Annotated in this window: 12 protein-coding genes; 10 read left to right on the forward strand and 2 right to left on the reverse strand. The window is 44.0% G+C overall.

The genetic code is table 11. The features are described from left to right. The first annotated feature begins 17 nt into the window (after positions 1-17). The 9 genes from recG to LP316_RS02880 all read left to right on the forward strand — a co-directional run bounded on the left by recG (position 18) and on the right by LP316_RS02880 (position 8,195). Positions 18-2,120 (forward strand): ATP-dependent DNA helicase RecG, encoded by a 2,103-nt coding sequence (recG, locus tag LP316_RS02840; protein ID WP_193022582.1) that lies wholly within the window; start codon positions 18-20, stop codon positions 2,118-2,120. A gap of 68 nt (positions 2,121-2,188) precedes the next feature. Then, positions 2,189-2,959 (forward strand): bifunctional demethylmenaquinone methyltransferase/2-methoxy-6-polyprenyl-1,4-benzoquinol methylase UbiE, encoded by a 771-nt coding sequence (gene ubiE / locus LP316_RS02845; protein ID WP_193022583.1) that lies wholly within the window; start codon positions 2,189-2,191, stop codon positions 2,957-2,959. Continuing rightward, entirely contained in the window at positions 2,959-3,588 is a 630-nt protein-coding gene (locus LP316_RS02850) for an SCP2 domain-containing protein (protein WP_193022584.1), read from the forward strand. Before ubiE ends, LP316_RS02850 begins: the two co-directional genes overlap by 1 nt. Positions 3,589-3,602: 14 nt before the next feature. Continuing rightward, a complete protein-coding gene (gene ubiB / locus LP316_RS02855) occupies positions 3,603-5,237 on the forward strand; it encodes a ubiquinone biosynthesis regulatory protein kinase UbiB (RefSeq protein ID WP_193022585.1) in 1,635 nt (544 codons plus the stop codon). Positions 5,238-5,412: 175 nt separating this feature from the next. Beyond that, positions 5,413-6,117: a DUF1538 domain-containing protein gene (locus LP316_RS02860; protein WP_193022586.1), complete on the forward strand. Its 705-nt coding sequence runs from the start codon at positions 5,413-5,415 to the stop codon at positions 6,115-6,117. Next, entirely contained in the window at positions 6,114-6,902 is a 789-nt protein-coding gene (locus LP316_RS02865; protein WP_193022587.1) for a DUF1538 domain-containing protein, read from the forward strand. Before LP316_RS02860 ends, LP316_RS02865 begins: the two co-directional genes overlap by 4 nt. A gap of 45 nt (positions 6,903-6,947) precedes the next feature. Then, positions 6,948-7,298 carry a P-II family nitrogen regulator gene (locus tag LP316_RS02870; RefSeq protein ID WP_193022588.1) on the forward strand — a complete coding sequence of 117 codons (351 nt, stop codon included), beginning with the start codon at positions 6,948-6,950 and terminating at the stop codon, positions 7,296-7,298. Then, positions 7,295-7,702, forward strand: a complete 408-nt coding sequence (locus LP316_RS02875; protein WP_226960789.1) for a CBS domain-containing protein — start codon at positions 7,295-7,297, stop codon at positions 7,700-7,702. The genes LP316_RS02870 and LP316_RS02875 overlap by 4 nt, the downstream gene beginning before the upstream one ends. Positions 7,703-7,817: 115 nt before the next feature. Further along, complete coding sequence (locus LP316_RS02880; RefSeq protein WP_193022589.1) at positions 7,818-8,195, forward strand: PH domain-containing protein; 378 nt, start codon at positions 7,818-7,820, stop codon at positions 8,193-8,195. Between the two features lie 58 nt (positions 8,196-8,253). Here the strand turns inward: LP316_RS02880 and rep are convergent, their stop codons facing one another. After that, a complete protein-coding gene (gene rep / locus LP316_RS02885; protein ID WP_193022590.1) occupies positions 8,254-10,266 on the reverse strand; it encodes a DNA helicase Rep in 2,013 nt (670 codons plus the stop codon). Between the two features lie 136 nt (positions 10,267-10,402). Here rep and ubiK point away from each other — a divergent pair, with 136 nt between their 5' ends. Then, complete coding sequence (ubiK, locus tag LP316_RS02890; RefSeq protein ID WP_193022591.1) at positions 10,403-10,660, forward strand: ubiquinone biosynthesis accessory factor UbiK; 258 nt, start codon at positions 10,403-10,405, stop codon at positions 10,658-10,660. Positions 10,661-11,297: 637 nt separating this feature from the next. Here the strand turns inward: ubiK and ilvA are convergent. Next, complete coding sequence (ilvA, locus tag LP316_RS02895; protein WP_193022592.1) at positions 11,298-12,866, reverse strand: threonine ammonia-lyase, biosynthetic; 1,569 nt, start codon at positions 12,864-12,866, stop codon at positions 11,298-11,300. Positions 12,867-12,869: the final 3 nt, after the last annotated feature.

Genomic DNA, 12,869 nt, shown 5'->3' on the forward strand with positions numbered 1-12,869 from the left:
GGAATGGCACTAACGGCATGACAGCGCAAGTCAAGGAAGGGCTCACCAATTTATCGGCGATTCAACTCTCTTCATTGAAGGGTGTTGGACCTAGCATGGCGGAAAAGCTCGCCAAAATTGGCTTGAATTCAGTCCAAGACTTGCTATTTCACTTACCTAATCGCTACGAAGATCGCACCCGTATTACCGCGATCCGCGATTTACTCCCCGGTGTATTCACCAATATCATCGGTGAAGTGACCAATAACCAAATTGTTCAAGGCCGTCGTCGGATGATGGTAGTCACCATTAATGACGGTACAGGTAACGTGACCTTGCGCTTTTTCCACTTTAGCGCAGCCCAAAAGAACCATTTATCGGTGGGTACGGAGATTCGCTGTTATGGCGAAATTCAGCGCGGTCCACAAGGCTTTCAAATTGTTCACCCTGAATACAAAACCCTCGATAAAGATCAGGCCTTAACGCCGGTAGAAGAAACCTTAACGCCGGTTTATCCAACGACTGATGGCCTAAGACAAATCACTTTGCGAAACCTGACCGAGCAAGCGCTTATTCGTTTAAAACGCGGTCAGGTTGAAGAGTTGTTACCTGAAGAATTTCTCAATGAGCCTTATACCTTAGCTCAAGCTTTGGCGATTATTCATCGACCACCACCAGATGCCTCAACCACCGCGTTTGACGAAGGTAAACACCCTGCACAATTACGCCTGATCAAAGAAGAATTGCTAGCCCATAACTTGAGCATGCTAAAGTTGCGCGAATCGAGTGACAAGCACTTTGCCGTTACCTTGCAGGTCGATGATAAATTGAATAAAAAATTCTTAAAAAGCCTGCCATTTTCACCAACCAATGCCCAAGCCAGAGTGGTTGACGAAATTCGCGCCGATTTATCGAAAAATCTGCCGATGATGCGCTTGGTACAAGGCGATGTTGGCTCAGGTAAAACACTGGTCGCTGCGCTCGCGGCGTTAACCGCGATTAGCCAAGGCTATCAAGTCGCTCTGATGGCGCCGACAGAAATTCTAGCAGAGCAACACGCGATTAATTTCAAAGAATGGTTTGAGCCACTCGGAATAAACGTTGGTTGGCTCGCAGGTAAAACCAAAGCCAAAGCACGCCGAGAAGCACTTGAGAAAATCGAGTCTGGCGAAATGCAACTTGCCGTTGGCACCCATGCATTGTTTCAAGATCAGGTGAATTTTAACAAACTCGCGCTGATCATTATCGATGAGCAACACCGATTTGGTGTTCATCAGCGCCTATCACTGCGCGAAAAAGGCGCGTTTGACGATAAATACCCACATCAGCTGATCATGACGGCAACGCCAATTCCACGTACCCTTGCGATGACCGCCTACGCGGATTTAGACACCTCAGTGATCGATGAGCTCCCACCGGGACGTACACCGATACAAACCATCGCACTGCCAGACGATCGCCGCGATCAAGTCATTGAACGTATTCGCGAAGGCTGTAGCCAAGATAAGCGCCAAGCCTATTGGGTGTGTACCTTGATTGAAGAATCGGAAGTACTGCAATGTCAGGCCGCCGAAGATACGGCTAATTATCTTGCCAGCCAATTACCCGAGCTCCACATTGGCCTTGTACACGGTCGGATGAAGCCGGCGGAAAAACAGCAAGTTATGGAAGCCTTTAAAGCGGGCGATCTCGATTTATTGGTGGCAACGACGGTCATTGAAGTGGGTGTAAACGTGCCCAACGCCAGTATTATGGTGATTGAGAACCCTGAGCGTTTAGGCTTAGCACAACTGCATCAGCTGCGCGGTCGCGTTGGCCGAGGGGCAGTGGCATCACATTGCGTGTTAATGTATAAATCGCCACTGTCTAAAACAGCAATCAAACGCTTAGGCGTGTTGCGCGAAAGCAATGACGGCTTTGTGATTGCTCAAAAAGATTTAGAAATACGCGGGCCGGGTGAATTACTCGGCACCAAACAAACCGGTTTGGCCGATTTGAAAATTGCCGATTTAGTGCGCGACGCCCAACTAATTCCAGAAGTACAACAACACGCGTTATTGCTGTGGAAAAAGTATCCCGAAAAAGCCAATGCTTTAATCGATCGTTGGTTGGGTAACCGAGAAAAATATTCAAACGCTTGATACAGAACAATTGTTGTCGTGCCAAGCATACAGTAAACTAGAGCGAAATCTTAACGTAGAGCAAGTTGATGTCATCTCCAGAACAATCAAATCAAAACGAACAAACCACACACTTTGGCTATAAAACCGTAGATAAAGACAATAAAGCGTCAATGGTTGCTGATGTTTTTCACTCGGTCGCGGCGCAATACGATGTGATGAATGATTTGATGTCGTTTGGCATCCACCGCTTGTGGAAACGCTTTACCATTGATGCCTCAGGTGTTCGCCCGGGTAATAAAGTGCTTGATTTAGCGGGTGGTACTGGCGATTTAACGGCTAAGTTCTCACAAATTGTCGGTAAAGATGGCCAAGTCATTTTAGCCGATATCAACAGCTCTATGTTGAATGTTGGTCGTGATAAATTGCGCGATCGCGGTTTAGTCCAAAACATTGAATACGTGCAAGCGAATGCTGAATGCTTACCGTTTGAAGATAACACCTTCGACATTATTACCATTGCCTTTGGCTTGCGTAACGTCACCGATAAAGACAAAGCATTGCGCTCAATGTATCGCGTATTAAAGCCAGGTGGCCGCTTATTAGTGCTCGAGTTTTCAAAACCTGAGCACGATTTATTAAACAAAGCCTACGATTTCTACTCATTTAATATTCTGCCGAAAATGGGCGAATTGGTTGCTAAAGATGGCGATAGTTACCAATACTTAGCTGAGTCAATTCGCATGCACCCAGATCAAGTAACTCTTGAAGGCATGATGAAAGAGGCTGGCTTTGAGCAAACCACCTACAAAAACCTAACCGGTGGTATTGTTGCGCTGCACAAAGGGTACAAATTCTAATGGTCAGTTGGCTCTTGCCTACCCAAATGATGACCGGCGCGCTTGAAGCGATTATTAATCAAGCCTTGGTTAAAAATATAAACCCTTCAGTGTCGACCATTGAAATTGAAGGCAAGCACCTAACGCTTGATATTGCCGAGTTAGGCCAACCGCTAACCATCGGCTTTAGCGATGGCAAGGCCTATGTGCTCACCCAAGTCAGCGATGCTGATTGTGTTATTTCAACGAGTTTAAGTACATTAGCTGAGCTCAAACAATCACAACAATTAACCGAGCTTATTAAACAAGATAAGCTCGATATTCAAGGCGATTTAAAAACTGCACAACAGTTTGCCAAAGTATTTGAACAGTTAACCATTGATTGGCAATCAGAGCTTGCCAAACACATCGGTGATCTAGCGACCTATCGCTTAACCAAGGCTGCTGATTTTATCAAAAACAAAGCGCGCTTTGCGAAACAACAAATAGCTGAAGATTTTAGCCAATGGCTCATTTGCGAAAAAAAGTTAGCGGTTACCGATGTCGAGCTCAATCACTTCGGCCATGACGTAGCCCAGTTAGAACAGCATCTTGCTGCGCTAACCCAACGCGTTAATGCTATCGCCTCTTCAATTAACGACAACACTTAAGAGCCTAGTTACCCGTGAAAAGTAAACGTTTACATCAAATCGTCAAAACCTTTATGCAGTATGGCTTAGACGAGCTGGTCCCAAAACATTTACTACCTTGGTATGTCAAACTTGCCAAAGGCTCTTTGTTTTGGCTGAGAAATAAACACCAAGATAAGCCCAAGGCAGCGCGCTTTCGTTTAGCGATTGAATCACTCGGCCCTGTGTTTATTAAATTCGGCCAAATGCTATCAACGCGTCGTGATTTACTGCCTGATGATTTTGCCAATGAACTGGCACTGCTTCAAGATCAGGTTTCGCCCTTTGACGGCGAACAAGCCAAGCAAATTGTGATTCAAGCAATTGGCGAAACAGTGTTTGAACAGCAGATTACCAACTTTGATACCACGCCACTGGCATCGGCTTCAATTGCGCAAGTACATGCGGCAACGCTACTGCACGACGGTGAAGAAAAAGAAGTGGTGATCAAAGTATTACGCCCAGACATTGCTGACATTATTCATGCCGATCTTGAAGTGATGGAGTTTTTCGCGGGCTTTGTCGCCAAATGGTTATCCGATGGCAAGCGCTTACGTCCGAAAGAAGTGGTTAATGAATATCGCAAAACCATTCTCGATGAACTCGATTTACTGCGCGAAGCAGCAAATGGCATTCAATTAAAGCGCAACTTTAGCCAAGGTCGCCAGTACGACGATATTCTCTATGTGCCTGAAGTCTATAGCGAGTATAGCCATAAAAACGTGTTGGTGATGGAGCGAATTTACGGTATTGGCGTTGGTGAAATAGAGCAGTTAAAAGCCAATAACGTCAATATGAAGCTGCTTGCAGAGCGCGGCGTTCAAGTGTTTTTTACCCAAGTGTTTCGCGATAGCTTCTTTCATGCCGACATGCATCCGGGTAACGTATTTGTTAACGCTACCAACCCTCAAGATCCCACTTGGATAGCAATTGATTGCGGTATTGTTGGCACGCTAAACAAAGAAGATAAACGCTACTTGGCGGAAAATTTCGTTGCCTTTTTTAATCGCGATTACCACAAAGTTGCGCAGCTGCATGTCGATTCTGGTTGGGTGCCGAGAAACACCAGTGTTGACGAGTTTGAATTTGCCATTCGCACCGTCTGTGAGCCAATTTTCAATAAACCTTTGGCTGAAATTTCCTTTGGCCAAGTGCTAGTGAGCCTGTTTAATACGGCGCGCCGTTTTAATATGGAAGTACAGCCTCAATTAGTGCTGTTACAAAAAACTTTGTTGTATATCGAAGGGTTAGGGCGCCAACTTTTCCCTGAACTTGATTTGTGGGATACCGCTAAGCCATTTCTTGAAGATTGGGTAAAAGAACAAATGGGCGTTAAAGCGGTGTATAAAAAAGTTAAAGACAACCTGCCGTTTTGGAATGAAAAACTGCCTGAAATTCCTGACCTAGTATATGACTACTTACAAGCAGGTAAAGAAAATCACCAGGCTCAACAACGCCTTATGCTTGAGTTAAATCAGCAACAACAGCGCAGTCAAAAACGCGTTATCTTTAGCGTTATCGGCGGTAGCTTTTTGATTTCTAGCGGCGTGATGTTCTCTGCCAATACGGTGATTAGCGGTATTTTATTTATCAGCGCGGTTATTTTCTTACGTCAGTCGTTAAAGAAATAGCTATAGCTGATATTTCGCATTAACACTTACTTTGCTTAATGTTATCAATTGTTATCCTAATGATATTTTCATTGTTATAAATCAAATTATTGTTCTCGAATATTCTCTACACTGAACTTATGTTTGTTCGTAGAGATTCACCTTGACTGCCACGCTCAAAAAATTAGGAAAATTTTTGATCGATAGCGTGCGCGATTTAGCGCCAATCGTGCTTGTCATCTTGTTTTTCCAATTATTCATTATTCAACAACCGCTACCTAATGTTGGCCAAGTATTGGTTGGCGTACTTTTTGTGCTCTTTGGCCTGACCTTTTTTATTCATGGTTTAGAACAAGGCTTATTCCCGATTGGTGAATCCATGGCACATGCTTTTGCCCAAAAAGGCAGTGTATTCTGGCTATTGATTTTCGCCTTTTCACTCGGATTTGGCACCACCATCGCTGAACCAGCGCTGATCGCCATTGCAGCTGAAGCTGCCGAGGTTGCCGCTAATGGCAATATGATTGCAGCAACTGAGGAAGCTAAAGCCTCATACGCCTCGGGATTGCGTTTTACCGTGGCTTTTTCTGTTGGATTAGCGATTTTAATTGGTGTGCTGAGAATTATTAAAGGCTGGCCAATTCAATGGTTGATCATTGGTGGCTATATTTTAGTGGTCATTATGACCATGTTTGCCCCCGTTGAAATTATTGGTATTGCCTACGACTCTGGTGGGGTGACAACCTCAACGATTACTGTACCGCTTGTCACCGCACTTGGCGTCGGGCTCGCATCATCAATATCAGGCCGAAACCCAATGACAGATGGCTTTGGTTTAATTGCACTTGCTTCACTCACCCCGATGATTTTCGTGATGGCATACGGTATGGTGATGTTATGAGCATAGTGGCAATGTTCTCTGAGTTTATTACAACGTTATTAACCACTATTACCGACGTACTGCCAATAGCGGCGATATTGTTTGGTTTTCAATTTGCCGTTATTCGCAAGCCGATTCCCAATTTAGCTAAAGTTTTAGTTGGTTTTGTCTGGGTTATTATTGGTTTATCACTGTTTTTAATTGGCCTTGAATGGGCCTTGTTCCCGCTCGGTAAATTGATGGCGCAGCAGCTAACCGATCCTGCTTTTATCGCCGGCGTTGATGCCAGTGAAACCGCTGCTAATATCGTACTGCATTGGCAAGATTATGCTTGGGTTTACGTATTTGCTTTTTTAATTGGTTTTAGTACCACTATTGCCGAGCCCTCGTTGATTGCGGTTGCCATTAAAGCTAATGACGTATCAGGTGGTGCAATTGGCGTGTGGGGCTTACGCATTGCTGTGGCAATTGGCGTTGCTGTAGGTATTTCATTAGGGTGCTACCGGATTGTTGTTGGCGACCCGATACATTGGTACATTATTGTTGGCTATATCGTGGTTGTTATCCAAACCATGTTCGCGCCTAAGATGATCATTCCACTAGCGTATGATTCAGGAGGCGTAACAACCTCAACAGTAACTGTACCTTTAGTTGCGGCATTAGGATTAGGTTTAGCTGAGACCGTGCCGGGCAGAAGCCCGCTGATTGACGGCTTTGGCCTAATTGCTTTTGCCAGTTTATTTCCGATTATTTCTGTTATGGCATATGCGCAAATATCACAATGGCGCGCCAGTAGACAAAACTAATCCAACGCATTCCTGCCATAGCGCAGGTATTAAGGGAGAAAATGCATGCATTTTAAGATGATCATTGTATTTACTGACGATAACGTGACTGAAGACGTAATGGATGCCGCACGTAAAGCGGGTGCAACAGGTGCGACGGTAATTAATAATGCCAGAGGAGAAGGCTTAGAGAAGCCAAAAACCTTTTTTGGACTATCGCTAGACACCCAACGTGATGTATTAATTTTTTTAGTAGAAGAGCATTTGAGTCGCCACATTTTAGAAACTATCGCCAAAGTTGGTGAGTTTGACGAAAAGCCTGGCACAGGTATCGCTTTTCAAATTGATGTCGAAGACGCCGTTGGCGTAAGCCATCAAATTAATCAATTAACCTCAACGGTGGAGAGTGAGCTGTGAATAATAAATTAGCAATCAAAGCAAAAGATGTGATGACGCAGAATTTCATCAAACTTGATGGCTTAGCCACAGTTCAAGACGCGATTAATGCGATGCGAGCGAGCAATTGTGAAGTTGTTATCGTCAACAAACGCGATCAGCATGACGCTTACGGTATTTTGATGTTATCAGACATTGCCAAAAAGGTATTAGCAAAAGACAAAGCGCCAGAGCGGGTTAATATTTATGAAGTAATGACGAAACCGGTTATTCCCGTAGCACCAGAGTTAGATATTCGTTACTGCGCACGTTTATTCGACCAAGTCGGTTTGTCATGCGCACCGGTAATCGAAGCAGAAGAGTTGCTCGGCTTAGTAGGCTATAAAGAGCTTTTGATGGCCATGTTTGACGCCGCAGACGCATAACTTAGGTGCCTATTTAGAACGAAGCCGAGTAATACTCGGCTTTTTTGTGCCTAAACCAATTCATTTGGTTTATATTGGTAGTTATACCAATATAAATAATAAATAAGGATATGTAATGATAGATTTTAATAGCTCGGATTTATTCAAACTAAAATCGGTAGATCACGATAAAGCACGCGACGACTTTCATCGCTTTTTAATTGATGGTGAAGAAATTTTTGCCGTCTTTAAAACCTTTCGCGACCAAGTGGTGTTCACCAATAAACGGGTTATTGCCGCCAATGTTCAAGGTATTACGGGCTCTAAGGTCGATTACACCTCAATTCCGTACAGTAAAATTCAAACCTTTTCGATTGAAACCTCTGGCTCACTCGATCTCGATTGTGAAATTCAATTGTATATCAGCAGTGTCGGTAAAGTCGGCTTTGAGATTAGCGGTAGCTTCGATATTGTTGGCTTTAACAAAATGCTCAGCGAATTCGTCTTATCTTAATACTTGGGGTCAGAGTCAATTGACTCTGCCCCCTCTAATCTATAACAGAGTTTCAAGGTTATTTTTTTAATAACGCCCGCAGGTTGGCAACGCCCATTTTGGCTTTTTCTTGCGTTTGCTCGCGCGATTGTGGCTTGCGAGTATTTTCCCAGATCAAATCGTCTTGTGGTAGTTCATGCAAGAAACGACTTGGCTCAGTTCGAGCAACTTCGCCAAACTGTCTGCGTTCTTTGGCGTAAGTGAATATTAACTCACGTTGAGCACGGGTGATGCCAACATAAGCTAATCGACGCTCTTCTTCAACGTTACCTTCATCCATTGAGGTTTGGTGAGGTAATAAACCTTCTTCCATACCAATCAGGAATACATAAGGAAACTCTAGCCCTTTTGATGCGTGTAGAGTCATCAGTTGAACTTGATCGGCGTTGTCTTCTTCTTCACCGCGCTCCATCATATCGCGCAGGGTCAACCGAGTAACCACTTGCGCAAGTGTCATCGGCTCGTCCATGTCTGAGCCTTCAAGCATATCTGTCACCCAACTAAATAGCTGGGTAACATTTTTCATTCGCATTTCAGCCGCTTTTGCACTGGTTGATGAATCGTAAAGAAAATCTTCATAGTTCATTTCGCGCACCATGGCGCGCAATACAGCAGCGGTATCACCGCGCTGGGCATTATCTGCGGTTTCGACGATCCAACGAGTAAACTTTTGCACGTTAACTAAACCGCGGCCGGTTAGGTGTTGCTCTAACCCCAACTCAAAGCTAGCCGCGAACATACTAATTTGGCGCATATTGGCGTAAGTACCTAGCTTCTCTAGAGTTGCCGGACCAATTTCCCGTTTCGGGACATTCACAATACGCAAAAAGGCGTTATCGTCATCAGGGTTCACAATAAGGCGTAAATACGCCATCATGTCTTTGATTTCAGCGCGTGAGAAGAATGACGTACCACCACTTATTTTATACGGGATACGGTTGGTCATTAATGCCTTTTCAAGCAATCGCGATTGGTGATTACCTCGATACAGCACGGCGTAGTCGCGATATTGGGTTTTGTTCATAAAGCGATGACCAATGAGCTCCCCGACTAAACGCTCAACTTCGTGCTCTTCGTTTTTGGTTTCAACGACTTTTAGCTCAACACCGTATGCCAATTCACTAAACAGCGCTTTGTCATAATCGTGCGGGTTGTTGGCGATCAAAATATTAGCGCATTTTAATATACGGCCACTAGAGCGATAGTTTTGCTCAAGTTTAATCAATTTTAGGCTCGGGTAATCTTTACCAAGCAAGACAAGATTTTGCGGTTTTGCTCCACGCCATGAGTAGATCGACTGATCATCATCACCCACTACGGTCAATAAACCTTTATCACCAGTAATCAGTTTTACCAATTCGTATTGACTGGCATTAGTATCTTGATACTCATCGACTAGCATATATTGAATCTTTTGCTGCCAACGCTCGCGTACTTGCGGGAAATTGCGAAACATCAAGGTAGGGATCAAAATCAAATCATCAAAGTCGAGCGCATTATACGCTCTCATATGTTGTTGATAGCGTTGATAAAACTCAGCGTACATTCGGGTATCAGCATCACCGGCATATTCAATGGCTTGTTCAGGTAGTAACAAATCATTTTTCCAGTTGGAAATCATCATTTGTAGTTTACTGAGCAAATCTTTATCTCCGTCTAACTCCTCGAGGGTCAGCTCTTTTAATAGGGCAATGGTGTCTTGATCGTCGAACAACGTAAAACCGGGCTTGTAACCTAGCGTGCGGATCTCTTTGCGAATAATGTCTAAACCTAACGAGTGAAAGGTCGATACCGTTAAACCACGCGTTAAGTCGCGACCAAGCATATTACTTACCCGCTCTTTCATTTCACGGGCGGCTTTATTAGTAAAGGTTACCGCTGCAATATTTCTCGCTTTATAGCCACACTTTTGAATGAGGTAAGCTATTTTTTGACAAATTACACCCGTTTTACCGCTACCAGCGCCTGCTAAAACTAGACAAGGACCAGAGACATATTTTACTGCCTCTTCTTGCCTTGGGTTTAATCTCATTGCCAATGTTTACTACCTCTAAAATAAAAAGGCGATTTTACCTGTTTTTATGATCAAGAGCAGTATTGAAAACAAAAATTCTCGCACCAATAACAAAATTGATTACAATGAGCTATCGAATCAATAGGACAAACACATGATTAACGCGAAAAAACTTGAAGAAATCGCTCAGCAAGTCACCGATGCTATTCCACCGGGTTTAAAAAACTTAGCTAATGATTTTGAAGATAAGACTAAGACGGTTATCCAACGCAAACTCGCTGAGTTAGATGTTGTTTCACGCGAAGAGTTTGATGTACAAACGCAAGTGTTGTTAAAAACACGTGCTCAAATTGCCGAGCTTGAAAAGAAAATCGCTGATCTTGAAGCGAAATTAGCGGAAAAAGAAGATTAATTAGATAAACGAGATGCCCGAGAAGTTGGGCATCTTTCAAATACCTGCAATAGTGCATTTGCAGGAGATTACCGTCTTCACGGTAATGACGGCATAGTGTCTTACCCGAGCAGTCGGGTATCTCATGTTGTAATGAATAATTGGCTAGGAGATTCCCGCTAACAACATGCGGGAATGACGATAATAATACTCGATAATATGAATACACCGTCATACCCGAGCAGTCGGGTATCTCATACCGTAATGCGTAATTGGCTTAGAGATTCCCGCTAACAACATGCGGGAATGACGATATTTTATGTTCTAAGAAATGACTAATTTGCGTTCTCGAGAACGACGATGTTGATCCTCGATAAGATAAACACACCGTCATACCCGAGCAGTCGGGTATCTCATACTGTAATGCGTAATTGGCTAGAAGATTCCCGCTAACAACATGCGGGAATGACTAATTTTCAACATGCGAGAGTAACTTTTTTTTAAAGTCTGTAATGACGATAGTAATCCTCGATAAGATAAACACACCGTCATACCCGAGCAGTCGGGTATCTCATACTGTAATGCGTAATTGGCTAGAAGATTCCCGCTAACAACATGCGGGAATGACTCATTATTTTTGCTCTGTAATGACGATGAGTTACTTACTCAAAAACGCTTTAAATGCTGGATTTTGGCTTTCTTCTTGCCACTTATAGCCCAAATCTTTTAAGTGCCTAAAAAACGCAAGCTGCTCTTCATTACCTACTTCAAAACCAGCCAGTACTTGGCCATATGCCGCACCGTGGTTGCGATAATGAAACAAGGTGATATTCCACAGCTCGCCCAAGGTTGCGAGAAAGTTTTCCAATGCGCCCGGCGCTTCAGGAAATTCAAACCTAAATAGTCGCTCTTGGGCAGAATTCGGATTAGGGCCACCCACCATATAACGAACATGTAATTTGGCTAATTCGTTGTCGGTTAAATCAATAGCGCTAAAGCCTTGCTCGTTAAGCTGGTGGCAAAGCTGCTCGCGCTCTTCATTGCCGCTAATTTTTACGCCAACAAAAACATCGGCTTGTGTTTTGCCAACAAAACGATAATTAAACTCGGTGATCACTCGCGAGCCCAAAGACTGACAAAAGCGCTTGAAGCTACCTTTTTCTTCAGGAATGGTTACCGCAAACACGGCTTCTTTTTGCTCACCAAGCTCACAGCGCTCTGAAACATAGCGCAAGCTATGAAAGTTCATATTAGCGCCAGACAAAATAGCCGCTAGGTTTTCATTGCCACGACTGGTTTGACAGTATTTATTGACCCCCGCCAATGACAACGCGCCAGCTGGTTCAGCAATGACCCGTGTTTGCTCAAACACTTCTTTTATTGCCGCGCATATTTCATCAGTAGTAACCGTAATCACTTGATCACAATACTGCTTGATAATATCAAAGGTATGTTGACCAATGCGCTTGACCGCGACACCATCGGCAAATAATCCTACTTGCGCTAAATCTGTTGGTTCACCTTTTTCCATTGCTGCTTTTAAACAGGCAGAATCTTCGGCTTCCACACCGATAATCTTGATATCAGGGCGTAATTCTTTGAGATAAACCGCCATGCCAGCGAGTAAACCACCACCGCCAACCGGCACAAACACCGCGTCTAATTGATGGTTTTGTTGCAATAGCTCTTTGGCAACTGTGCCTTGACCAGCGATAACATCGGGATCATCAAACGGATGTACGATAGTTTTACTTTCTTGCTCAGCAATGGCTAATGACGCTTCTTGTGCATCGTTAAAGCTTTTGCCAATCAATCTAACATCAGCGCCAAGGCGCTTAACGTTTTCAACTTTAATATCAGGGGTGGTGATCGGCATAACAATGGTTGCCGTGATACCCAGTTTTTTAGCCGCTAACGCCAAGCCTTGGGCGTGATTACCAGCCGAGGCTGCAACCACGCCTTGCGCTTTTTGCTCATCCGCTAATTGGGCGAGCTTGTTATAAGCACCGCGCAGTTTGAATGAGTGCACGGGTTGTTGATCTTCTCGCTTGAGATAAACTTGATTGCCATTGCCAAGGCGCGCCGAAATTTTATGGCAATGAGTTAAATCAGATTCAACCGCGACATCGTACACCGGTGCCAGTAATATCTTTTTTAAATAATCAATTGCCATGTCTGCTTCGCCTTGTTGGCCGTCGCTACGTGTCACTGTCCCTGAGGTAGTCATCTT

Origin of the sequence: Thalassotalea sp. LPB0316, from assembly GCF_014898095.1 — a bacterium.
In the GTDB taxonomy this organism is placed as follows: domain Bacteria; phylum Pseudomonadota; class Gammaproteobacteria; order Enterobacterales; family Alteromonadaceae; genus Thalassotalea_G.